Annotated in this window: 18 protein-coding genes; 8 read left to right on the top strand and 10 right to left on the bottom strand. The window is 68.8% G+C overall.

The features are described from left to right. The first annotated feature begins 29 nt into the window (after window positions 1-29). The 4 genes from gcvH to LGM89_RS35905 all read left to right on the top strand — a co-directional run bounded on the left by gcvH (window position 30) and on the right by LGM89_RS35905 (window position 6189). Window positions 30-410: a glycine cleavage system protein GcvH gene (gene gcvH / locus LGM89_RS35920; protein WP_089493850.1), complete on the top strand. Its 381-nt coding sequence runs from the start codon at window positions 30-32 to the stop codon at window positions 408-410. A gap of 145 nt (window positions 411-555) precedes the next feature. Then, entirely contained in the window at window positions 556-3483 is a 2928-nt protein-coding gene (gcvP, locus tag LGM89_RS35915) for an aminomethyl-transferring glycine dehydrogenase (RefSeq protein ID WP_089493849.1), read from the top strand. A 150-nt stretch (window positions 3484-3633) separates the two neighbouring features. Next, complete coding sequence (locus LGM89_RS35910) at window positions 3634-4770, top strand: alginate lyase family protein (RefSeq protein ID WP_071335544.1); 1137 nt, start codon at window positions 3634-3636, stop codon at window positions 4768-4770. Window positions 4771-4800: 30 nt separating this feature from the next. Further along, window positions 4801-6189, top strand: coding sequence for an L-serine ammonia-lyase (locus tag LGM89_RS35905; protein ID WP_089424185.1), 1389 nt, complete (start codon window positions 4801-4803; stop codon window positions 6187-6189). 70 nt (window positions 6190-6259) lie between these two features. On the opposite strand, the gene LGM89_RS35900 is transcribed toward LGM89_RS35905, so the two are convergent. Together LGM89_RS35900 and vapB are read right to left on the bottom strand one after the other, a co-directional pair. Continuing rightward, the gene (locus LGM89_RS35900; RefSeq protein ID WP_089493848.1) at window positions 6260-6661 is read right to left on the bottom strand and encodes a type II toxin-antitoxin system VapC family toxin; all 402 of its coding nucleotides are present in this window, start codon (window positions 6659-6661) and stop codon (window positions 6260-6262) included. Then, window positions 6661-6897 (bottom strand): type II toxin-antitoxin system VapB family antitoxin, encoded by a 237-nt coding sequence (vapB, locus tag LGM89_RS35895; protein WP_089493847.1) that lies wholly within the window; start codon window positions 6895-6897, stop codon window positions 6661-6663. The genes LGM89_RS35900 and vapB overlap by 1 nt, the downstream gene beginning before the upstream one ends. Window positions 6898-7239: 342 nt before the next feature. On the opposite strand from vapB, the gene LGM89_RS35890 reads away from it, so the two are divergent. After that, on the top strand, window positions 7240-8943 hold the full coding sequence (locus LGM89_RS35890; RefSeq protein WP_089493846.1) for a thiamine pyrophosphate-binding protein: 1704 nt from the start codon (window positions 7240-7242) through the stop codon (window positions 8941-8943). Next, the gene (locus LGM89_RS35885; protein WP_226275659.1) at window positions 8940-10037 is read left to right on the top strand and encodes an ADP-heptose--LPS heptosyltransferase; all 1098 of its coding nucleotides are present in this window, start codon (window positions 8940-8942) and stop codon (window positions 10035-10037) included. Before LGM89_RS35890 ends, LGM89_RS35885 begins: the two co-directional genes overlap by 4 nt. 158 nt (window positions 10038-10195) lie before the next feature. Here LGM89_RS35885 and LGM89_RS35880 read toward each other — a convergent pair whose 3' ends face one another. The 3 genes from LGM89_RS35880 to LGM89_RS35870 form a co-directional block, all read right to left on the bottom strand. Then, complete coding sequence (locus tag LGM89_RS35880; RefSeq protein WP_226275657.1) at window positions 10196-11230, bottom strand: helix-turn-helix domain-containing protein; 1035 nt, start codon at window positions 11228-11230, stop codon at window positions 10196-10198. 217 nt (window positions 11231-11447) lie between these two features. Next, the gene (locus LGM89_RS35875) at window positions 11448-12002 is read right to left on the bottom strand and encodes a hypothetical protein (protein WP_226275655.1); all 555 of its coding nucleotides are present in this window, start codon (window positions 12000-12002) and stop codon (window positions 11448-11450) included. Window positions 12003-12320: 318 nt separating this feature from the next. After that, complete coding sequence (locus LGM89_RS35870) at window positions 12321-13847, bottom strand: aldehyde dehydrogenase family protein (RefSeq protein ID WP_089424179.1); 1527 nt, start codon at window positions 13845-13847, stop codon at window positions 12321-12323. A gap of 322 nt (window positions 13848-14169) precedes the next feature. On the opposite strand from LGM89_RS35870, the gene LGM89_RS35865 reads away from it, so the two are divergent. Beyond that, window positions 14170-14598: a pyridoxamine 5'-phosphate oxidase family protein gene (locus LGM89_RS35865; protein WP_226275653.1), complete on the top strand. Its 429-nt coding sequence runs from the start codon at window positions 14170-14172 to the stop codon at window positions 14596-14598. Window positions 14599-14697: 99 nt separating this feature from the next. Here LGM89_RS35865 and LGM89_RS35860 read toward each other — a convergent pair whose 3' ends face one another. Further along, window positions 14698-16311, bottom strand: a complete 1614-nt coding sequence (locus tag LGM89_RS35860) for an MFS transporter (RefSeq protein WP_226275651.1) — start codon at window positions 16309-16311, stop codon at window positions 14698-14700. A 154-nt stretch (window positions 16312-16465) separates the two neighbouring features. Here LGM89_RS35860 and LGM89_RS35855 point away from each other — a divergent pair, with 154 nt between their 5' ends. Beyond that, entirely contained in the window at window positions 16466-17350 is an 885-nt protein-coding gene (locus LGM89_RS35855; protein WP_039351377.1) for a LysR family transcriptional regulator, read from the top strand. Between the two features lie 63 nt (window positions 17351-17413). On the opposite strand, the gene eutC is transcribed toward LGM89_RS35855, so the two are convergent. The 4 genes from eutC to LGM89_RS35835 all read right to left on the bottom strand — a co-directional run bounded on the left by eutC (window position 17414) and on the right by LGM89_RS35835 (window position 22892). Beyond that, complete coding sequence (gene eutC / locus LGM89_RS35850) at window positions 17414-18208, bottom strand: ethanolamine ammonia-lyase subunit EutC (RefSeq protein ID WP_226275650.1); 795 nt, start codon at window positions 18206-18208, stop codon at window positions 17414-17416. Beyond that, window positions 18205-19602 carry an ethanolamine ammonia-lyase subunit EutB gene (locus LGM89_RS35845; RefSeq protein WP_226275648.1) on the bottom strand — a complete coding sequence of 466 codons (1398 nt, stop codon included), beginning with the start codon at window positions 19600-19602 and terminating at the stop codon, window positions 18205-18207. Before LGM89_RS35845 ends, eutC begins: the two co-directional genes overlap by 4 nt. 89 nt (window positions 19603-19691) lie before the next feature. After that, window positions 19692-21104 (bottom strand): ethanolamine permease, encoded by a 1413-nt coding sequence (eat, locus tag LGM89_RS35840; protein ID WP_089438939.1) that lies wholly within the window; start codon window positions 21102-21104, stop codon window positions 19692-19694. Between the two features lie 324 nt (window positions 21105-21428). Beyond that, a complete protein-coding gene (locus LGM89_RS35835; protein WP_089471893.1) occupies window positions 21429-22892 on the bottom strand; it encodes a mechanosensitive ion channel in 1464 nt (487 codons plus the stop codon). Window positions 22893-23126 lie beyond the last annotated feature (234 nt).

Raw genomic sequence — 23126 nt, 5'->3', positions numbered from 1 at the left:
GAACACACCCTTTTAATCAGGAGCATCCGATGAGCAACGTCCCGGCCGAGCTGAAATACACCGACGAACACGAGTGGATCCGCACCGAGGCGGACGGCACGCTGACGATCGGCATCACCGATCACGCGCAGAACACGCTTGGCGACATCGTGTTCCTCGAGCTGCCGAAAGTCGGCACGCAGGTGAAGGCAGGCGACGCGATCGGCGTCGTCGAATCCGTGAAAGCCGCGTCCGACATCTATTCGCCCGTGACCGGCGAAGTGGTCGCGATCAACACCGACGTGGCCGACTCCCCGGAAGACGTGAACGGCGATGCGTATGACGCATGGCTGTTCAAGATCAAGCTGGCCGCCGGCGCATCGACCGACAGCCTGCTCGACGCTGCCGCCTACAGCAAGCTGATCGACTAACCCTCCCTGAATCGCGCGGAGCGGGTCAGCCGCCCTGCCCCGCGCGGAACCCGGGCCCGGCGTCAACGCGCCGCCCCGGGTCGACCGCAAAGCATGGGGCCCGAGTCGGCGCTGAAGCGCCAGCCTGGGCCGACCAAGGAACGCCATGAAGCTCGAACACCCGGACCGCCTGATGAACCGCACGCCCCTCTCGCTCGCCGCGCTCGAAACGCACGACGCGTTCGCCGAACGCCACATCGGCCCCGACGCCGCCAGCCAGCAGGCCATGCTCGACACGCTCGGCTTCCCGACGCGCGCCGCCCTGATCGACGCCGTGATCCCGGCCTCGATCCGCCGCGCCGAAACGCTGCCGCTCGGCCCGTTCGCGCAGCCGAAGAGCGAAGCCGAAGCCCTCGCCGCGCTGCGGGTTCTCGCGGACAAGAACCAGGTGTTCCGCTCGTATATCGGTCAGGGTTACCACGACACGCACACGCCGGCCGTGATCCTGCGCAACGTGCTCGAAAACCCGGCGTGGTACACGGCCTACACGCCGTACCAGCCCGAAATTTCCCAGGGTCGCCTCGAGGCGCTCCTGAACTTCCAGCAGATGGTCGCCGACCTCACCGGTCTCGCGATCTCGAACGCGTCGCTGCTCGACGAAGCCACCGCCGCCGCCGAAGCGATGACGCTGCTGCAGCGCACCGGCAAGCCGACGTCGAACGTGTTCTACGTCGCCGACGACGTGCTGCCGCAAACGCTCGAAGTGATCCGCACGCGCGCGCTGCCGGTCGGCATCGAGGTCAAGACCGGCCCGGCCGCCGACGCCGCGCAAGCGAATGCATTCGGCGTGCTGCTGCAGTACCCGGGCGTGAACGGCGACGTGCGCGACTACCGCGCGCTTACCGAAGCGATCCACGCGGCCGGCGGCCACGTGGTCGTCGCGGCCGACCTGCTCGCGCTGACCGTGCTCACGCCGCCGGGCGACTGGGGCGCGGACGTCGCGATCGGCAACACGCAGCGCTTCGGCGTGCCGATGGGCTTCGGCGGCCCGCACGCCGCGTATCTCGCGGTGCGTGACGAATTCAAGCGCCAGATGCCGGGCCGCCTCGTCGGCGTGACGGTCGACGCGCAGGGCAAGCCCGCGCTGCGCCTCGCGCTGCAGACGCGCGAACAGCACATCCGCCGCGAGAAGGCGACGTCGAACGTGTGTACCGCGCAGGCGCTGCTCGCGATCATGGCCAGCATGTACGCGGTCTACCACGGCCCGCACGGCCTGAAGACGATCGCGCTGCGCGTGAACCGCATCGCGGCGCTGCTCGCCGCCGGCGTGAAGCAGCTCGGCTTCGCGACCGTCAACGACACGTTCTTCGACACGCTGACGATCGACACCGGCGCGCGCACCGCGCAGGTTCACGAATTCGCGAAGGCGAAGCGCATCAACCTGCGCCGCGTGAGCGACACGCAAGTCGGCGTATCGGTCGACGAAACGACGACGCGCGACGACCTCGCCGATCTCCTCGCCGTGTTCGCGCAGGCCGCGGGCGGCACCGCGCCTGCCGTCGACGCGCTGGACGCGGGCCTCGCCGGCGTCCCGGCGCTGCCGGCCGGCCTCGAGCGCACGAGCGCGTACCTGACGCACCACGTGTTCAACCGCCACCATTCCGAAACCGAAATGCTGCGCTACCTGCGCAGCCTGTCGGACAAGGATCTCGCGCTCGACCGCTCGATGATCCCGCTCGGCTCGTGCACGATGAAGCTGAACGCGACGTCGGAAATGCTGCCCGTCACGTGGCCCGAATTCGGCGGCATCCACCCGTTCGCGCCGGCCGACCAGACCGTCGGCTACCGCGAGATGATCGACCAGCTCGAGCAGATGCTCGTCGCGGCCACCGGCTACGCGGCCGTGTCGCTGCAGCCGAACGCGGGCTCGCAGGGCGAGTACGCGGGCCTGCTGATCATCCACGCCTACCACGCATCGCGCGGCGAAGCCCATCGCGACGTGTGCCTGATCCCGGCGTCGGCTCACGGCACGAACCCGGCGTCCGCGCACATGGCCGGCATGAAGGTCGTGGTCGTTGCATGCGACGCGCAGGGCAACGTCGACATCGCCGACCTGAAGGCGAAGGCCGAGCAGCACGCGAAGGACCTCGCGGCAATCATGATCACGTATCCGTCGACGCACGGCGTGTTCGAGCAGAACGTCCGCGAGATCTGCGAGATCGTGCACGCGCACGGCGGCCAGGTGTACGTCGACGGCGCGAACATGAACGCGATGGTCGGCCTGACCGCGCCGGGCCAGTTCGGCGGCGACGTGTCGCACCTGAACCTGCACAAGACCTTCTGCATCCCGCACGGCGGCGGCGGCCCGGGCGTCGGTCCGGTCGCGGTCGGCGCGCACCTCGCGAAGTTCCTGCCGAACCAGCGTTCGACCGGCTACACGCGTGAGGAAGACGGCATCGGCGCGGTATCGGCCGCGCCGTACGGCTCGGCGTCGATCCTGCCGATCTCGTGGATGTACATCGCGATGATGGGCGCGAAGAACCTGACCGCCGCGACGGAAACCGCGATCCTCAACGCGAACTACATCGCGAAGCGCCTCGCGCCGCACTACCCGGTGCTGTATTCGGGCCCGGGCGGGCTGGTCGCGCACGAGTGCATTCTCGACCTGCGTCCGATCAAGGAATCGAGCGGCATCACCGTCGACGACGTCGCGAAGCGCCTGATGGACTACGGCTTCCACGCGCCGACGATGAGCTTCCCGGTGCCGGGCACACTGATGGTCGAGCCGACCGAATCGGAATCGCAGGAAGAACTCGACCGCTTCATCGCCGCGATGATCGCGATCCGCGACGAAATCCGTGCCGTCGAGGAAGGCCGCGCCGACCGCGAGGACAACCCGCTGCGTCACGCACCGCACACGGCGGCCGTCGTCACCGCGAACGAATGGCCGCACGCGTACTCGCGCGAGCAGGCTGCGTACCCGGTGGCGTCGCTGGGCACGAACAAGTACTGGCCGCCGGTCGGCCGCGCGGACAACGTCTACGGCGACCGCAACCTGTTCTGCTCGTGCGTGCCGATGTCGGAATACGCATAACGCGCGCCAGCCCAGGAGCCGCCCGATGGTGACCGCACCGCACGCAACCCGGAGTTGCGTGCGGTTTTTTGTTCGCCGCTCGAACCGGTTCACGTTCGTCCGCCAATCCGGCTAACATCACACGCGATCCAGCCAATGAAGGAGTTCCGCATGGTGCGTCCGATGTTTCCGGGCCATGGTGCAATGCAAGGGCGGCCGCGCGCGCGCCGCGTCGTGCCGATGCTCGTCGCGTCGCTGTCGTTTGCCGCCGCCGGTCTCGGCGCGTCCGGCAGCGCGCGCGCGGCGATGAATTTCTGCGCGGCGCCGGCACTGCAGGCGAGCGAGACGACACAGGCCGAGCCGGGCATCCAGGCGCTGATCCGCAGCGTCGACGCGCGCATCGGCGAGCAGCCGAAGGCGATGGCGCGCGTGCACACCGAGGGCACGCTGCCGCACGAAGGCATCTACGACCAGAGTGCCGCCGCGCTGAAGGATCTCGACCTGATGCGCGATGCCGCGCTCGCGTGGCGCGTGACGAACGCGCCGCGCTACCTGCAGCTCGTCGACCGCTTCCTGTCCGCGTGGGTCGCGACCTACCAGCCGAGCTTCAACCCGATCGACGAGACGCGTTTCGAAAGCCTGATCGTCGCGTACGACATGACCGCGAGCGCGCTGCCGGTGAAGACCCGCAACGCGACGGCCGCGTTCATCGCGAAGCTCGGCGCCGGCTACGTCGCGCAGATCGACGCGCAGAAGCGTCCGCTCACGGGCACCTGGCGCAACAACTGGCAGAGCCACCGGATCAAGCTGATCGCGCTGTCCGCGTTCACGCTCGGCGACCGCAAGATGATGAACGCCGCGCAGCGGCTGTTCGTCGAGCATCTCGCCGACAACATCGGCCCGGACGGCAAGACCTGGGATTTCGAGGAACGCGATGCGCTGCATTACGCGGTGTACGACCTGCAGCCGCTGGTGACGGCCGCGCTCGCCGCGCGCCGCTTCAACCGCAACTGGCTGCGCGAACGGGGCGCGAACGGCGCGACGCTCGCGGCCGCGCTCGACTGGCTCGTGCCATACGCGCTCGGCGAAAAAACCCACGAGGAATTCGTGAATTCGCCGGTGCCGTTCGACGCGAAGCGCCGCGAGGCCGGCCTGCCGGGCTACACGGGGCAGTGGGACCCGAAAAACGCCACCGAACTCTTTCATCTGGCCGCGCGGCTCGACGGGCGCTACGCCCGCGTCGCGCAGCAGCTTTCCCCAACGCCGCCCGCATGGCTCGCCGCGTGCCTGCCATTGCAGGCGCGCTAGCATTATTCTTAAAGCAAGGCAGAAATCACTATGGCAGTCAGCGTCTTTGACCTTTTCAAGATCGGCATCGGCCCGTCCAGCTCGCATACGGTCGGGCCAATGCGCGCGGCGCTGATGTTCGTCCAGGGACTCGAGCGTGACGGGCAACTCGCGGCGACGGCCCACGTGAAGGTCGAGCTGTACGGCTCGCTCGGCGCGACCGGCAAGGGCCACGGCACCGATCGCGGCGTGATGCTCGGCCTGCTCGGCGACGCGCCCGACACCGTCGATCCCGACACGATCGACGCGCGGCTGGAAGACATCCGACAATCGAAGCAGCTCGCACTGCTCGGCACGCATCCGGTGCCGTTCGTGCTGAAGGAGAACATCGCGTTCTACCGTCAGGCGCTGCCCGAGCACCCGAACGGGATGAAACTGCGCGCGTCCGACGCGAGCGGCAACGTGCTGGTCGAGCGCACCTACCTGTCGGTCGGCGGCGGCTTCGTCGTGACGGCCGGCGCGCCCAACACGAAGGTGCTGAGCGCGGCCGAGCAGATGACCCACCCGTTCCGCACCGGCGCCGAGCTGCTCGCGCTGACCGAGTCGACCGGCAAGTCGATCGCGCAGCTGATGTGGGAAAACGAGCGCGCATGGCACACCGAGGAAGAGACGCGCGACGGCCTGCTGAAGATCTGGGCCGTGATGCAATCGTGCGTGTCGCGCGGCTGCGGGATCGGCAACCCGGAAGCCGACGGCAACCTGCCCGGCCCGTTCCAGGTCAAGCGCCGCGCACCGCAGCTGTACCGCACGCTGACGGGCAGCCCGGAGCGCGCGCTGCAGGATCCGCTGTCGATGATCGACTGGATCAACCTGTACGCGATCGCGGTCAACGAGGAAAACGCGGCCGGCGGCCGCGTCGTCACCGCGCCGACCAACGGCGCAGCCGGCATCATCCCGGCCGTGCTGCACTACTACACGCGCTTCACGCCCGGCGCGAACGAACAGGGCGTGATCGACTTCCTGCTGACGGCCGCCGCGATCGGCATTCTTTACAAGCTGAACGCGTCGATCTCCGGCGCGGAAGTCGGCTGCCAGGGTGAAGTGGGCGTCGCGTGCTCGATGGCGGCCGGCGCGCTCGCGGCCGTGCTCGGCGGCACGCCGCAGCAGGTCGAGAACGCGGCCGAGATCGGGATGGAACACAACCTCGGCCTCACCTGCGACCCGGTCGGCGGGATGGTGCAGATCCCGTGCATCGAGCGCAACGCGATGGCGTCGGTGAAGGCGGTCAACGCGGCGCGCATGGCGCTGCGCGGCGACGGCTCGCACTACGTGTCGCTCGACTCCGTGATCAAGACGATGCGCGAGACGGGCGCCGACATGAAGACGAAGTACAAGGAAACGTCGCGCGGCGGGCTGGCGGTGAATATCGTCGAGTGCTGATGCTGGATCCAAGGGTCATGCGGGACAATCCGACGTCTCGCATGACCCTCGGGCGCCCTGCGTGCCCTGATCAATCGTTCAGCCAGTTCTCCAGCCGCAATCCCGGATAGCTCACAAAATCCCGCTCGTTGTTGGTCACGAGTACGACATCGAGCGACACCGCATGCGCGGCGATCAGCTTGTCGAGGTGATCCTCCTTCCGCTCCCGGGTCGCCTCGCGGACCGGACCATACGCTTGCGCGGCCGCGACGTCGAACGGCGCGACCGGAATATCGTCGATCAGCGCGGCAAGATTGCCGCGCTCCCGCGCCGGGCTCGCGCACGCCGTGACGCCGTACTCGAGCTCGGCGTACGTGATCGCCGACATCACGACGTCCCCCGTGTAGCACTGCGCAAACCGCCTCGCAACCTGCTCCGGCTGATTCTTCATCAGGTAGATGCACATGTTGGTGTCGAGCATGTAGCGCGGCATCACCAACCCTCGCGTTCGGCCTGCTCGTGGTCGCCACGCCCTTCGGCCATGAAATCCGGCCCGAATTTCGCGAATTTCTCGAGGACGCGGGTCAACGGCCGCCGCACCGGCCGAATGCGGATTTCGTCACCGATGCGCTCGATTTCCAGTTCGATATCGCTGCGTTCATAGGCAAGGTCGGCTGGAATTCGCACGGCCTGCGAATTGCCGTTCCGAAATACCCTCGTCGTATGCATGTCGCCCCCAACATCCGGATGTACTGTGGATGTACAGTATATCCGCTTGGCCGACGATGTAAATCCATGTGTGTACATCAGCGCTTACCTCGGTATCGATTCGGACGCGAACGCCGGCACGCCTTTTCTTCGCGGACGCGGCCCCTTCCGTAACGCCCACGACGAGCGGACCGGCTCGACATTCATAGCGCTCGATTCTTCCGCGTTGGGGATGCACGCACAAGCTGGCCGTTCGGCCGAAACCGCATTGCATGCCCCGAATCCCTACGTGTTCCGACACTATTCAGGGGCCCACCAACGGGCGTAAGCTGTACGTCCCGCTACCCAGGGAGACGGCAGCCCATGTCGCATTCCAAGGATCTCGAGCAGCCCGCCACCACCGGCGCGCGACTGCTCGTCGATGCGTTGCTCGCCAATCACGTCGAACGCGTGTTCTGCGTGCCGGGCGAGAGTTTCCTCGCCGTACTCGATGCGCTGGCGGACGACACCGCGCGCATCCAGACGGTCGTCTGCCGCCACGAGGCGGCCGCCGCGAACATGGCCGAGGCCGTCGGCAAGCTCACCGGCCGCCCCGGCATCGCGTTCGTCACACGCGGCCCCGGCGCGACCCACGCGTCGATCGGCGTGCACACCGCGTTCCAGGATTCGACGCCGATGATCCTGTTCGTCGGCCAGTGCGCACGCGAGCACCTCGACCGCGAAGCCTTCCAGGAAATCGACTACCGGCGGATGTTCGGCCAGATGGCGAAATGGGTCGCGCAGATCGACGACCCGCGCCGCATCCCCGAATACCTGAGCCATGCGTTCCACGTCGCGACGTCGGGCCGCCCCGGCCCGGTCGTGCTCGCGCTGCCGGAAGACGTGCTGTCCGAAGCATGCGCGCCGCAGCCGGTCGTGCCGGCCGCGAAACGCGTCGCGGCCGCGCCGTCGGCCGCGCAGCTCGACGAACTGCGCGAGCGGCTCGCGCGCGCCGAGCGGCCGTTCGCGGTCGTCGGCGGCAGCGGCTGGACACCCGACGCGTGCGCGAACCTGCGCACCTTCGTCGAGCGCTGGCAGCTGCCGGTGGCCTGTGCGTTCCGCTACCAGGACACGATCGACAACGCGCACCCGAACTACGCGGGCGACGTCGGGCTCGGGATCAACCCCGCGCTCGCGAAGCGCATCCGCGACGCCGACCTGCTGCTCGTGATCGGCCCGCGCCTCGGCGAAGCGACGACCGGCGGCTACACGCTGCTCGACATCCCGAAGACGCGCCAGACGCTGATCCACGTGCACCAGGGTGCGGACGAGCTTGGCCGCGTGTATGCGGCCGACCTGCCGATCGTGTCGGGCATGCCCGAAATCGCCGCGCCGCTCGCCGCACTCGAGCCGCCCGAGCGCCCGACCTGGGCCGGCACGGCCACCGACGCGCATCGCGCGTATCGCGAATGGCATGCGCCGTTGCCGATGCCCGGCGACGTCCAGCTCGGCGACGTGATGGTGCAGCTGCGCGAGCGCCTGCCGCATGACGCGATCCTCACCAACGGCGCCGGCAACTATGCGATCTGGCTGCATCGCCACTTCGCGTACCGGCACTTCCGCTCGCAGCTCGCGCCGACCAGCGGCGCGATGGGCTACGGCGTGCCGGCCGCGCTGGCCGCGAAGTCGCTGTACCCGTCGCGCGCCGTCGTCGCGCTCGCGGGCGACGGCTGCTTCATGATGGCCGGCAACGAGCTCGCGACCGCGATGCAGTACGGGCTGAACATCGTCGTGATCGTCGTCAACAACGGGCATTTCGGCACGATCCGCATGCATCAGGAGCGCAACTACCCGGGGCGCGTGCATGGCACGGGGCTCACGAATCCCGATTTCGCCGCGTATGCACGTGCGTTCGGCGCGCATGGCGAGACCGTCGAGCGCACCGCCGATTTCGCGCCCGCGCTCGAGCGCGCGCTGACTTGCGGGCTGCCCGCGCTGATCGAGATCCGCATCCCGCAGGACGCCAGCACGCCGGCCGCGACACTCGAACAGATCCGCGAACAGGGCCGCCGCGCACGCGGTGGGTGACGGTGGGCACGCACGCCGCGCCGCCCGACGTCGCGCTGTCGCACGACGACGCGCTCACGCTCCCCGGCACGCTGCTCGCGCCGGACGGCACGCTCGTCGCGCCATACGACCTCGAGCAAGGCGGCGCGCGCGCCGTGGGCCACGTGCCGGCCGCGTCCGCGCGAGGCCTGCTGCACGCCGCGCACCGGCCGTTCCGGCTCGACTACGACCGCGCACGGCACGTGCACGTGATCAACGGGATGGGCGTCACGCTCGGCGATTCGGTGATCGGGCTCACCGCCCTCGCCGCGCTGCGTGCGGCGCACCCGGGCCTGCACTTCACGCTGTACCGGCCGGCCCGCGCGCCGCGCTACGTCGAGGCGCTGTATGCGCTCGCGGCCGACCTCGTCGCGCCGTCGCGCGCACTGCCGAACTCCGCCGACACGCTGCCGGCGGATGCACCGTGCATCGACGTCGGCAATCACCTGTACTGGCCCGCGTTCGCGCGGCTGCCGATGATCGATTTCTTCCTCGACGCGCTCGGCGCGGAGCCCGCGTCGGTGCCGGCGTCGGCCAAGCGCAACCGCTGGCTCGCGCGGCTGCCGCTGCCTGCGCTGCCTGAGGAATGGCGGCGCCGGTACGTGCTGTTCTGCCCGACCGCGAGCACTGCATTGCGCAGCGTGCCGCCCGCGCTGCGGGCAACGTTCGTCGAGCAGCTCGCGCAGCGCTACGGATTGCCGGTGGCCGGGTTCGGGCCCGTCGCCCATCCCGCCTATGTCGACGTGAGCGTCGATGCGGCCGACGATACGGCCCGGTTCATGGCATGGGTCAAGGGTGCCAGCCTGCTGTTCGCGCCCGACACCGCCGCGCTGCATCTCGCCGACGGTTTCGACGTGCCGACGCTCGCGTGCTTCACGACGATCGGGCCGGCGCTGCGCGTGCGCGACTACCCGCATTGCGTGCCGGTCGCGCTCGACGTGCCCGCCGAATTGCACGGGATGCATCGCAGCGAGCGGCCGGCCGATCTCGCCGCGGTCGAGGCCGCTTACCGGGCGATCGACTGGGATGCGTTGGCGTGGCCCGCGCTACGCGAAACGACGGCTACGGCCGAATAGGGAGACAGGATGCGGCGGCCGGTTGCGAGGCCGAAAGCGTCGCCGCCTGAGCCTGAGCCTGAGCCTGAGCCTGAGCCTGAGCCGGTGCCGAACCCTGAGCCTGCTCCTGAGCCGAAGGCCGCGTCTAAACCAGAACCGCTTCGCCTACCGCCCCGCGCTCACCCCACCGCCACCATCACCGCGCGCTCGCGCAGCGTCTCCGACGGCCGCTTGCCGAACAGCCGCCGGTAATCCGTCGCGAACTGGCTGAGGTGCCAGAAGCCCCACGCCTCCGCCACGTCCTGCACCGAGCCAGCCGCGCGGCCGCACAAGTCACGCCGCGCGCCGTTCAGCCGCAGCGTGCGCAGGTAAGTGGCGGGCGCCATGCCGAGCACGTCCTGGAAGCAGTACTGCAGCGTGCGCCGGCTCACGTGCAACTGCTCGCACAGCTCGGGCACGCCGACCGGGCGCGTGCGGTGCGCGAGCACGTAGTCGCGCGCCTGGTCGACGATCCAGCGGCGCATCGACGGCGCACGGCCCGAATCGTCGTCGGCCGGCTGCGCGCACGCGTCGAACAGCGCGGCCAGCACCTCGGCCTGCAGGTCGTCGCGCTGCGCATCGGCCAGCGGGCCGGCCATCGCCACCGCGCCGTCGAGCCGGCGGCCGAGCAGCGTACACAGGCGCGCGAGCCGCGCATCGCCGACCTGCATCACGCGCTGCGTGAACAGCCGCTCGTCGAGCGCGCGGTGTTCGACGTCTTCCGCGTAGTGACGCAGCACGTCGCCGCGCACGACCACACCGTAGATCGAGAACTGCGCGGGCGTCACCAGTTCGAACTCCACGTTGCCGGGCCGGAACGCGAGCGCACCCGGCCCGATGCGGCACGCATCGACGCGCGCGGTGCCGTCGCTCACGAGCGGAATGCCGAACCAGTACGCATCGCCGCGCACCTCGCATGCCTGCCGCAGCAGGTGGCTCGTCGATTCGCGAAACAGCTTCATCGTGTCGAGCGGCAGCTCGGTCAATGTGCCGACGAAGCGGCCGGCCGCGAGCTGGTCGTAGGTCTGCCGCCAGCCGATCAGGTTGCGCGCCTGCTCGTCGGCGTCATGCGCGACGCTGACGACCGCCTGCCCGGCCAGCGCGTCGTCGCCCTGCGCGTTGCGCCGCGTGTCTTCGGCCGTCGGTTCTTCGCTGCACGCCACGTATTGGTCCATCGTGTCCTCCCTCACCTGCCCGGAACCGCACCTGCCACGCAAGTCCCGTGCCGAACGGCGCGCGACCCGCGCAAAGTCCGTCATTCGACGCTGCGCGGCACGGACGCGCCATGCGGGCATGCCCGAACGCCTTGTCGCACGCACCCCGTCGGTGCGGCACGCGCCGCGCCGGCGCATCCGGTACGCGGCGCCCCGCCCGGCACTGCGCGGCGGCCGGCTAGCCACCGTTCGCGGGCCGCAACCGCACGACCCGCGTGCCGCAATTGCCGTACGCCTGAGTCACCGCCAACTCGACGATCGCGCTGCCGGCCGGCCACGGCGCCGCGTCCGCATCGGCCAGATCCGTCCGCAGCGTCGCGCGCCCGTTGATCCGGTAACGGATGCCGCGCACGAAGTCGACGAACAGCAACCCGACGCCGCTGCCATTACACCGCGCCGCGTCAATCCGGCCGCCGTCGCGCTCGCCGTACACCGGCAGCACGAAGCGCAGCGTCTTCGTATCGATCACGCGCACGACCGGCAGCAGGTCGCCGTTCGCGTCGCGCCGGCTCTGCACGATGTCGCAGGTCACGCCCGCCTGCCCGCCGCACCCCGTGCCGACGAACATGAAGGGCTGCGTCTCGATGAACTGACGCACGCCCATGCTCAGCCGCGTCGTCACGACGTCGCTCATCCGCTCGGCCTCGTCGGCGACGCCGAAGCGGTGATGCGCGTCGAGTTCACCCGCGTGGAACACGGGATGGCATGGATAGGATCGGGGCGGTTCTGACATGGGGTTTTACGTCCGGCGCGCCGGCTCGACTTGCCGCCGCGAGCAAACGACTATCGGTATCGTTTCCGGCGAAGACCGCGACAATCCGCGGCCGGAACCAGATTGCAAATGCGAATGAGCGAAAACGGTCAATCTCCGGATCGCCGGTCGGTCGCGCGGCACGCATCCGCGTACCGGTCGTCGGCCAGGCGGCCACCCTCGCCCGGCGCGACATGCGTTCGACGACCCTCCAGTATCCAAAGCTTCGCCGCTCGAGACGGCGCCCCGACCGGCCGACGCATACCGCGCCGCCGGCCGGCCAGGACGCCCGCGCACGGATCAGAAGAACCCGAGCGCCTCGGCCTGATAGCTCACCAGCAGGCACTTCGTCTGCTGGTAGTTCGACAGCGCCATCTTGTGCGTCTCGCGGCCGATCCCCGACTGCTTGTAGCCACCGAACGCCGCATGCGCGGGATACAGGTGGTAGCAGTTGGTCCACACGCGGCCGGCTTCGACCTCGCGGCCCATCCGGTACGCGCGCGTGCCGTTGCGCGTCCACACGCCCGCGCCGAGCCCGTAGAACGTGTCGTTCGCGAGTTCGATCGCGTCCTGCTCGTCCTTGAACGTCATCACCGACGCGACCGGCCCGAAGATCTCTTCCTGGAACACGCGCATCTTGTTGTTGCCGAGCAGCATCGTCGGCTTCACGTAATAGCCCGTGCCGAGTTCCGCCGCCGGTGCCGTGCGCTCGCCGCCGGTCAGGCATTGCGCTCCTTCGCCGCGGCCGATGTCGATGTACGACAGGATCTTGTCGAGCTGCTGCTGCGACGCCTGCGCGCCGATCATCGTCTGCAGGTCGAGCGGGTGGCCGGCCTTGATGCGCTCGACCCGCGCGACCGCCTTCTCGATGAACTTCTCGTAGATCGATTCCTGGATCAGGATCCGCGACGGGCACGTGCACACTTCGCCCTGGTTCAGCGCGAACATCGCGAGCCCTTCGAGCGCCTTGTCGAGGAACGCGTCGTCCTGGTCGAGCACGTCGGCGAAGAAGATGTTCGGGCTCTTGCCGCCCAGTTCGACCGTCGACGGGATCAGGCTGTCGGCCGCCGCGCGCAGGATGTGCTTGCCGACCGGCGTCGAGCCGGTGAACGCGATCTTCGCGATGCGCTTGCTGGTCGCGAGCGCTTCGCCCGCTTCCTTGCCGAAGCCGTTCACGATGTTGATCGTGCCGGCCGGGAACAGGTCGCCGATTAGCTCCATCAGCACCAGTACCGACGCGGGCGTCTGCTCGGCCGGCTTCATCACCACGCAGCAGCCGGCCGCGAGCGCCGGCGCGAGCTTCCACGCGGCCATCAGCAGCGGGAAGTTCCACGGGATGATCTGGCCGACGACGCCGAGCGGTTCGTGGAAGTGGTACGCGACGGTGTTGTCGTCGATTTCGGAGATGCCGCCTTCCTGCGCGCGGATGCAGCCCGCGAAATAGCGGAAGTGGTCGATCGCGAGCGGCAGGTCGGCCGCCATCGTCTCGCGCAGCGGCTTGCCGTTGTCGATCGTCTCGGCCACCGCCAGCAGCTTCAGGTTCTTTTCCATCCGGTCGGCGGCGGCGAGCAGCAGGTTCGCGCGCTCGGCGACCGACGTCTTGCCCCACTTGCGGCGCGCGGCGTGCGCGGCGTCGAGGGCGAGCTCGATGTCGTCGGCGCCCGAGCGCGGGATGCGACAGAACGGCTGGCCGTTGATCGGCGACACGTTCTCGAAGTACTCACCTTTCACCGGCGGAACCCACTTGCCGCCGATGTAGTTGTCGTATTGCTGACGGTACGGGTATTCGACGTCGAGGCCCAGTTGCTTCAGGTCAAACGGGTTCATACATGTCTCCTGTTCATCGTGCTTGTGTGAGTACAGCGCCGGTTGGAATTGCGCTGCCCTCGTTTATGCAACATGCGTGCCAAACAGGACGGAAGCACGGCAACCGCGGCCGGCCCGCGGGCGCAACGGGCCGTGTTCACCGACGCAGCACGGCGGGTGTGCCGATTCTGAACAGCCTGGTTGCGCAGCGCGCCGGGACGGTGTTCGAAATCTCCACAGTGCGCGGGCGCCTCCGCGCGCGGAGGCAGGCCGTGCCGCGTGGCATGTCGCTTGCGTGCGCCCTTCGCATTCCCATGCAGCGGCGTGTGCGCCGACCGACACCATGAACGACCGCGGCCCCCTGACCGACGACGCCATCGCGTTCATCCGCGAGCAGGCGTTCCTGATCATCGCGACCGCCGACGCGGCCGGCAACAGCGACTGCTCGTACCGCGGGCGCCAGCCACGCGCGGACGGCTCGTTCGAGCCGCTCGTCGACCTGCCTGACCGCCGCACGCTCGTGCTGCCCGACTTCGCGGGCAACCACCTGTTCAACACGATCGGCAACCTGCTGGTGAATCCGGCCGTCGCGCTACTGTTCGTCGACTTCGTGCGGCAGACAACCTGGCTCGTGCAGGGCCGCGCGACGATCGACGAGGAGGCGGGCAGCCGTGCGCATCTGTGGCCCGATGCGCGTCGCCATGTGGTGGTTGAAGTGGCGCATGCGCAGGCACGGGCGGATGCGACGCTGCCGCCGCTGGTGCTGGCTTGAGGGGCAAGGCGGATCGTCAGCGTGCGAATGCGGCGATGACGAAACAGGACGACGCGCCGGCCGCCGTGGCCGGAGCGCCCGTGCGCGACGACGCGACACTCAACGCGCGTGCATCTCCGCACAAGCCGGTTCGATCCGGCTGCGCGCCGGCACGTCGGCATGTGCGTGCCCGTCGGTGTCGTCATCCGTTTCAGCCGCCGCCGGTCGCCCACCCAGAAACGCAAACACCACCCCCGCACACAGCACCGTCACGACCGCCAGTCCGATCAACAACCGATCGAACGCATGCGTGTAACTCGCGAGCAGCGCCGCACGCCCGACACCCGGCAACGCAGCCGCCGCACCCGCGAGATCACCGGTCGCGAGCCGCGCGGCTGCACGCAGCGTCGCTTCAGGCGTGCCGGCGGCACCCGCCGCCTGCGTCAACCCCGTCCGCGCGAGCCCGGCCAGCACCGCACCCACGATCGCGAGCGCGATCCCCTCGCCGGCCACGCGCGTCGTGCTGAAGATCCCCGTCGCCATCCCCGCGCGCTCCTTCGGTACGACGCTCACCGACAGCCCGTCCATCAGCCCCCACGGCATCCCGGCGCCGACGCCGATCGTCACCATCGGCGCGATCGCCGCCGCCCCCGCGCCGCCGCGCAGCGCGATGCCCAGCCACACGAGCCCGGCTGCCGCGATCAGGAGCCCGAACCCCGAGATCACGCCGGCCGACAGCCAGCGCGTGAGCGTCGCCGCGATGAACGGCACGATCAGCATCGGCGCGGAAATCGCGAGCATCAGCCAGCCGGCGTCGATCTCGCTGAAGCCGTCGATGCCGATGAAGCGCAGCGGCAGCACGACGAGCAGCACGATGTAGCAGCAGCAGGTCGACACCGGCAGCACCTGCACGCCGACGAAGCGCGCGATCCGGAACAGCGACAGGTCGAGCATCGGCCGCGCGACGCGCGTCTCGATCGCGACGAATGCACCCGCGCCGAGCGCCGCGCCTGCCAGCAGCGCGATCACCAGCGGGCTCGACCAGCCGCGCGCGGGCGCCTCGATCACGCCGAACGTGAACAGCGTCAGCGCAGTGGTGAACGCGGCCGTGCCGGGCCAGTCGAGCCCCGTCGCGTGCGGGTCGCGCGACTCGTGCATGCGCGGCAGCCCGACTACGAGCGACAGCCCGCCGGCCACCGCGCTCGTTACGAAGATCGCGCGCCAACCGTAATGCCCGATCAGCGCGCCGGCCAGCACCGGCCCGAACGCAAGCCCGATGCCGAAGGTCGTGCCGAGCAGGCTGAATGCGCGTGTGCGCGCCGCGCCGTCGAACTCCTGCGCGAGCGCGGCCGTGCCGCCCGCGAGCGCCGCGGCCGCCGCGAGCCCTTGCGCGGCGCGCAGCAGGTCGACCGCGAGCATCGACGGCGCGAACGCGAGCGCGACCGACATCAGCGTGAAGCCGCCAACGCCGATCGCGAACAGGCGCTTGCGGCCGAACTGGTCGGACAGCGCACCGGCCGCCATCAGGAAACTGCCGAACGCGAGCATGAACGCGTTGGTGATCCAGTTCATCGCGACCGTCCCGCCGTGCAGGTCGCGGCCGATCGCGGGCGTCGCGACCGCACCGCCCGAAAACGACAGCGGCAGCGCGACGGCGGCCAGGCAGACGGCGGCCAGCACCCATGCGCGCCGGCGTGCCGACGGGTCCGAAGCGGCTGAAAAAGGGTGATCCATCATCGCTCCTCGAAAAGCCGGCGCGGATGCGCCGTCAGAGCGACAGAAGATAAATCCGATTCAATCCACGAAAAACCACGCAAAGCTCCGCATATAACGGACTATAATTCCGCAATTCACTCGGCCACGTGCGTCGACGCACGCCTTCGACTCGATGGACAACCTGACCGGCATCGTCGCCTTCGTCCGCACCGCGGAAGCATTGAGCTTCGTCGCGGCCGGCCGCGCGCTCGGCATCTCGGCGTCGGCGGTCGGCAAGACGATCGCGAAACTCGAGCAGTCGCTCGGCGTGCGCCTGTTCAACCGCACCACGCGGCGCGTCACGCTCACCGAAGAGGGGCGGCACTTCTACGAACGCTGCCAGCGGATCCTCGAGGATTTTCGCGACGCGGAAGCGACCGTGACGGCCTCCGCACAGCGCCCGCGCGGCAAGCTGCGCGTGAGCCTGCCGGTGATCGGCTACCGGTTCCTGCTGCCGGTGCTGCCCGAATTCCGGCAGCGCTACCCGGACGTCGAACTCGATCTCGATTTCAACGACCGGATGGTGGACGTCGTCGAAGGCGGCTTCGACGCGGTGATCCGCAGCGGCCCGCTGTCGGATTCGAGCCTGATGTCGCGGCGGCTCGGCCCGTTCGCGTTCGTGCTGTGCGCGACGCCCGCGTATCTCGCGCAGGCCGGCACGCCGCGCACGCCGCGCGATCTCGAAGCGCACGAATGCGTGCGCTACTGCTTCCCGACCACCGGCAAGCTGCAGGACTGGGCGCTCGCGGCCGACGACGGCACGCCGCTGAAGCTGCGCACCGCGCTGACCTGCAACAACATGGAGGCGCTGCGCGGCACCGTGCTCGCGGGGCTCGGCATCGGCTACATGCCCGACTTCCTCGCGCGCGACGCGCTCGAACACGGCGCACTCGTCACCGTGCTCGACGACTACCGGATCGCGCCCGGGCAATTCTCGATCGTATGGCCGTCGAGCCGGCAGTTGTCGCCCAAACTGCGCGTGTTCGTCGATTTTCTGTGCGAGCGGTTGTTCAGATAGCCGCCCGTCGGGCCGCCCGAACGGCTCGAACACCGCCACGCGGCGGCCAGCGCATGGCCCTTTTCAATCCGCCCCGATCCGCTCCGCCTCTGCCTGCGGCAGCAACGCATCGCTGTCGTCCTTCAGCCCGACGCCCGTCAGCCCGAGCCGGCGCGCGTGCGTCATCAGGTAATGCAGCTTGTGCGCGGCCCCCGCGTACGGCAGCCCTTCGGGCCGCACGTTCGAGATGCAGTTGCGCAATGCATCGTGGCAGCCGACCTTCGGCGCCCACGTCAGGTACACGCCTAGGCTGTCCGGCGAGCTGAGCCCCGGCCGTTCGCCGATCAGCATCGCGACCACCTTCGCGCGCAGCAATTCGCCGATCTCGTCGCCGAGCGCGACGCGCGCCTGCGTCGCGACCACCACCGGGCCGATCCGCCAGCCATCGGCATCGAGCCGCGGCCGCACGGCCTGCAGCAACGGCAGCGCCTGTTTCGCGGCCGCGAACGCCGACAGCCCGTCGCCGACCACGAACACGACGTCGGGCCCATCGCCGCTCACCGCATCGCCGTGCGCGGCCAGCAGCGCGCGCCCTTCATCCGACAGCTTGCGGCCGAGGTCGGGCCGGCGCAGGTAATGCTGGCGATCGGGCGCCGCACTCTGCACGCCGAGCGTCGCGAAGCCGGCCGCGTCGAGCTCGCGCCGCAGCGCGTCGACGTCGAGCGGCTGGTGCACCGCGTCGCGCGCCTGCGCATGCGACAGGTTGAACGCCAGCAGCGGCGCGGTCGGCAGGCTGTTGCCCGCGCGGCCGAGCGCGATCCGTGCATTCGTGAACGACTTCAGCTGCGCCCACGGGTTCTTTTCGACGGCGTCGCTCATGCCGAAATCCCCATCCAGTCGTTCGCGCCCGCGAGCAGCGGCACGCGCGACGTCGCGGCGCGCAACGCACCGTGCGCGTCGGCGATCTCCATCGTCTCCAGCCACTCCTCGAATTCCGGCGCGCGGCGCAGGCCGAGCACCTCGCGCACGTACAGCTGGTCGTGGAACGACGTGCTCTGGTAGTTCAGCATCACGTCGTCCGCGCCCGGAATTCCCATGATGAAGTTGATGCCGGCCGCACCGAGCAGCGTCAGCAGCGTATCCATGTCGTCCGAGTCGGCTTCCGCGTGGTTCGTGTAGCAGATGTCGCAGCCCATCGGCACGCCGAGCAGCTTCCCGCAGAAGTGATCCTCGAGCCCCGCGCGGATGATCTGCTTGCCGTCGTACAGGTATTCCGGCCCGATGAAGCCGACCACCGTGTTCACGAGGAACGGGTCGAACTTGCGCGCCACCGCATACGCGCGCACTTCGCAGGTCTGCTGATCGACGCCGAAGTGCGCGTTCGCCGACAGCGCACTGCCTTGCCCCGTCTCGAAGTACATCAGGTTGTTGCCGACGGTGCCGCGCTTGAGCGACAACGCGGCCTCGTGCGCCTCGCCGAGCAGCGCGAGCGAGATGCCGAAGCTCGCGTTCGCCTTCTCGGTGCCCGCGATCGACTGGAACACGAGATCGACCGGCGCGCCCTTCTCGACCGCCGCGATCGTGTTGGTCACGTGGGTGAGCACGCACGACTGCGTCGGCACGCCGTAGCGTTCGCGGAAGCCGTCGATCATCGCGAGCAGCTTCACGATCGCCGCGAGGCTGTCGGTGGCCGGGTTGATGCCGATCATCGCATCGCCGCAGCCGTACATCAGCCCGTCGAGCATCGACGCGGCGATGCCCTTCACGTCGTCGGTCGGGTGGTTCGGCTGCAGCCGCACCGACATCCGGCCCGGCAGCCCGACCGTGTTGCGAAAACGCGTGACCACGCGGCGCTTCCTCGCCGCCGCGATCAGGTCCTGGTTGCGCATCAGCTTCGACACGGCCGCGACCATCTCGGGCGTGAGGCCCGGCGCGATCCGTTCGAGCGCCGCGCCGTCGGCGGCCGGCGACAGCAGCCAGTTGCGGAACTCGCCGACGGTGAGGTGCGAGATTTCCGCGAAGGCAGCCGCGTCGTGATCGTCGACGATGAGGCGCGTGACCTCGTCGTCTTCATACGGGATCACCGCTTCGTTCAGGAATGCCTTCAGCGGCACGCCCGCGAGCGCGATCTTCGCGGCGACGCGCTCCTCCTCGCTCGCCGCCGCGACACCGGCGAGCTGGTCGCCGGAACGCAGCGGGCTCGCCTTCGCGAGCAGCGTCTTCAGGTCCGCGAAACGGTACGTGCGCGGGCCGATCGTCTCCGTATAGGACATCTGCGAATCTCCTTGCCAAAAGCCGACGGCGCGCCCGTTCGACGGGGCGCGCCGGATGCCGTCAGGAACGGCCGTTCACCTGCACCTGCTCACTCCTCCAGCAGCGCGTCGCCCGGCGCACTCGCACGCTGCGCACGCGTCGCGAGGAAGTACGCGTAGCCGAACGCGAGGAAGCCCAGGAACACCAGCGCGACCAGCCCGTTGAAGTACACCATCGTACCGAGACAGACGAGCGCGGCCAGGATCGCGAATGCCGGGAAGATCGGGTACAGCGGCGCGCGGAACGGCCGCGCCATGTTCGGCTGCGAGCGGCGCAGCTTGAACAGCGACGCCATGCTCACGATATACATCACGATCGCACCGAATACCGACATCGTCACGATATTCGCGGTCAGCGTCTGCCCGCCGAACTGGATCAGCTCGTCGCTGTAGATCGCCGCGATGCCCACCACGCCGCCCGCGAGAATCGCGCGATGGGGCGTCTTGAAGCGCGGATGCACCTTCCCGAGCCATTCGGGCAGGTAGCCTTCGCGGGCCAGCGCGAAGATCTGGCGCGAATAGCCAAGAATGATCCCGTGGAACGACGCGACCAGCCCGAACAATCCCAGCCACACGAGCATGTGCATCCAGCCGCTGTTCGCGCCGACGATGTACTTCATCGCCTGCGGCAGCGGATCGTTGATGTTCGCGAGCTTGGTCCAGTCGCCCGCGCCGCCGGCGAACACCATCACGCCGATTGCCAGTGCAACGAGGGTCAGGATCCCGGCCACGTACGCGATCGGGATCGAGCGCTTCGGGTTCTTCGCTTCCTCGGCGGCCATCGCGACGCCTTCGATCGCGAGGAAGAACCAGATCGCGAACGGGATCGCCGCGAACATCCCGTGGAACGCGCCCACGCTGAAATGATCGGCGCCCGACCAGCCGCCCTTCATGAAGTTGCTCCACGCGAAGCCCGGCGACACGACGCCCATGAACACCAGCAGCTCGAAGATCGCGAGCAGCGTGACGACCAGCTCGAAGGTCGCCGCGATCTGCACGCCGACGATGTTCAGCGCCATGAACACGAGATACGCGCCCATCGCCGCATGCTTGGGCTCGAGGCCGGGGAACTGCACGTGCAGGTACGCGCCGATCGCGAGTGCGATCGCGGGCGGCGCGAACACGAACTCGACGAGTGTCGCCGCACCGGCGAGATAGCCGCCGGTCGGGCCGAACGCCCGGCGCGCATACGCGAACGGGCCGCCCGCATGCGGGATCGACGTCGTCAGCTCGGTGAAACTGAAAATGAAGGTGGTGTACATCGCCGCGACGAACAGCGCGGTGACGACGAAGCCCAGCGTGCCGGCGCTCGCCCAGCCGTAGCTCCAGCCGAAGTACTCGCCGGAAATCACGAGGCCGACCGCGATGCCCCACAGTTGCCAGGTCCCGAGCGTCTGCTGCAGCGCGGGCTGGCCGGACGACTTGGCGCCGGCGGCGGGCCGGCCATTCGACTCTGCTTTCATCGGACTCTCTCCTCAAAGGCGCCATGCCTGCCGGCCTGCGCGACTGAGAATCGATGCTAGAGAGTCATTAAACGACGTGTTATCGAAATTCGGCAAAGATCGCGGCTGACATTTCGCTTGCGGAAATGCCGACACGGAACGCGTGACGAAGCCGACACGCCGCAGACGGCACAGCGGCAGCCTTCGCCGAACGCCGACAGCCGGGCGCTGGCGGCGCCGCCCGAGCGGACACTGTCGCGTGGCGTTCCCGCCCGGCTGGATACATACGCGGCCGCAGCGCCGTCCGGCCATGCAGCGCGGCCGGACGGAGGCGCGACGGTGGCGTTACTGGCCGCCGCCGCGCTGGTTGAACCAGCGGTCGAGCAGCTTGCCGGCCGCTTCGCGGCCGCCGAGGCCGAACGACAGCGCCACCGCCACCGCGATCGCGCCGAGCACGAGGCCAAAGGCAAGCTGGACGATCTCGTTCGCGATGCCCATCGCGCGCAGCCCCATCGCGAACACGAGGCCCAGGATCGCGAATTGCGCGATGCGCGCGAACAGCACGCTGTGCTCGCGGTCGGCCTGCTCGATCACGCGGCGCGCGAGGCCCGCGAGCCACACGCCGATCACGAGGATCACGCCGCCCATCAGCACGTGGCCGCCGAATTCGATGAACAGCGTGACGACGTCGCGCACCTGCGAGAAGCCGAGCCGGTTCGCCGCTTCGACCGACGCGAACAGCATCGCGAAGAACACGATCAGCCGCGCGACCAGCACCGACGGCTGCAGGATCCCCGAGAACACGCGCTCGACGCCGAGCACGGCCGGCAGCCCGTCGGCGCCCGCGGCTTCCAGCAGCTTCTGCGCGAGCGACGCGACGAAGCGCGCGAAGTAGAACGTCACGAGCACGATCACGATCGCCGCGACGATGTCCGGCACCGCGCCGAGGAACTGGTTCAGCATGTTGGTGGCCGGCACCGAGATCGCGTCGATCTTCAGCGCGTCGAGCGCGGAGATCAGCGTCGGCACGAACACGAACACATAGACGATCGTGCCGACCAGGCTCGACACGCGCACCGGCGTCGGGCTGTCGAGGCGCTGCGTGAGGCGGTCGGCGCCGGCGGCGACGAGCAGGTTCGTCACGAGGCCGCGCAGCACGCGCGCGACGATCCAGCCGACGATGCCGATCACCGCGGCCGCGAAAATGTTCGGCACGATCGCGAGCAGCTTGTCGACCATCCCCTGCACCGGGGACAGCAGCCCCGACAGCGCGAACGACGCGAGGATCGCCGGCAGGAACATCAGGATCACGAGCCAGAACAGCACGTCGCCGAGATAGCCGGTCATCGGCTGCATGCCGGCGCCTTCGGACAGCTTGTCGTCGATCTTGCTCGCCTTCAGCGCGCGGTTCGCGAGGCTGCGCAGCAGCGACGCGATGAGCCACGCGATCAGCGTCAGCGCCGCGCCGCCGATCAGGTTCGGCAGGTAGTTGACGATGTGGGTGACGAGCAGCGAGAACGGGTTGGAGACCGCGTACAGGTTGAGCACGTTGAAGATGCCCACCGCGGTGACGAGCAGCACGAGCCAGAACAGGCCGCCCGCGATGATGCGCTCGACGCAGGCGCCCTGGCCGGTGCTTTCGTTGATCCGCTGATCGACCTTCAGCGCGCTCAGCAGGCGCATCGCGCCGGCCCGCACCACGACGGCGATCAGCCAGCCGATCACCAGGATGCCGATCGCGCCGGCGATCTTTGGCAGATACCCCCCTAGCGTGGTCTGCAGCGACGTGATGAAGCTGGAAGCATCCATTTCTTCTTCTCCCGAAAACGTGGTGTTGCGATTGAACATCGACGAACTACCTGCGTACTTCGAAAAACGTGCTGCCCCGACAGAGCAACTTACCCGAGAAAAATGACGCGATCACCCGATTTCACCGTCTTTAACTTTAGTCATAGATCGCAGGGGGGCAAGACCCCATTTCGCCAAAATAAAATGGGGCTCGACTCGTTGGTCTCCTACGCATTTCCGCAAGATTTATCAAAT

Origin of the sequence: Burkholderia sp. AU31624 (assembly GCF_020420065.1) — a bacterium.
GTDB lineage: Bacteria > Pseudomonadota > Gammaproteobacteria > Burkholderiales > Burkholderiaceae > Burkholderia.
This window is presented reverse-complemented; position numbering and strand designations above follow the sequence as displayed.

Bases quoted from the DNA above. Each gene is read 5' to 3' on its own strand.
- gcvH (WP_089493850.1), top strand. From the start codon at position 30: ATGAGCAACGTCCCGGCCGAGCTGAAATACACCGACGAACACGAGTGG.
- gcvP (WP_089493849.1), top strand. From the start codon at position 556: ATGAAGCTCGAACACCCGGACCGCCTGATGAACCGCACGCCCCTCTCG.
- LGM89_RS35910 (WP_071335544.1), top strand. From the start codon at position 3,634: ATGGTGCGTCCGATGTTTCCGGGCCATGGTGCAATGCAAGGGCGGCCG.
- LGM89_RS35905 (WP_089424185.1), top strand. From the start codon at position 4,801: ATGGCAGTCAGCGTCTTTGACCTTTTCAAGATCGGCATCGGCCCGTCC.
- LGM89_RS35900 (WP_089493848.1), bottom strand. From the start codon at position 6,661: ATGCCGCGCTACATGCTCGACACCAACATGTGCATCTACCTGATGAAG.
- vapB (WP_089493847.1), bottom strand. From the start codon at position 6,897: ATGCATACGACGAGGGTATTTCGGAACGGCAATTCGCAGGCCGTGCGA.
- LGM89_RS35890 (WP_089493846.1), top strand. From the start codon at position 7,240: ATGTCGCATTCCAAGGATCTCGAGCAGCCCGCCACCACCGGCGCGCGA.
- LGM89_RS35880 (WP_226275657.1), bottom strand. From the start codon at position 11,230: ATGGACCAATACGTGGCGTGCAGCGAAGAACCGACGGCCGAAGACACG.
- LGM89_RS35875 (WP_226275655.1), bottom strand. From the start codon at position 12,002: ATGTCAGAACCGCCCCGATCCTATCCATGCCATCCCGTGTTCCACGCG.
- LGM89_RS35870 (WP_089424179.1), bottom strand. From the start codon at position 13,847: ATGAACCCGTTTGACCTGAAGCAACTGGGCCTCGACGTCGAATACCCG.
- LGM89_RS35865 (WP_226275653.1), top strand. From the start codon at position 14,170: ATGAACGACCGCGGCCCCCTGACCGACGACGCCATCGCGTTCATCCGC.
- LGM89_RS35860 (WP_226275651.1), bottom strand. From the start codon at position 16,311: ATGGATCACCCTTTTTCAGCCGCTTCGGACCCGTCGGCACGCCGGCGC.
- LGM89_RS35855 (WP_039351377.1), top strand. From the start codon at position 16,466: ATGGACAACCTGACCGGCATCGTCGCCTTCGTCCGCACCGCGGAAGCA.
- eutC (WP_226275650.1), bottom strand. From the start codon at position 18,208: ATGAGCGACGCCGTCGAAAAGAACCCGTGGGCGCAGCTGAAGTCGTTC.
- LGM89_RS35845 (WP_226275648.1), bottom strand. From the start codon at position 19,602: ATGTCCTATACGGAGACGATCGGCCCGCGCACGTACCGTTTCGCGGAC.
- eat (WP_089438939.1), bottom strand. From the start codon at position 21,104: ATGAAAGCAGAGTCGAATGGCCGGCCCGCCGCCGGCGCCAAGTCGTCC.
- LGM89_RS35835 (WP_089471893.1), bottom strand. From the start codon at position 22,892: ATGGATGCTTCCAGCTTCATCACGTCGCTGCAGACCACGCTAGGGGGG.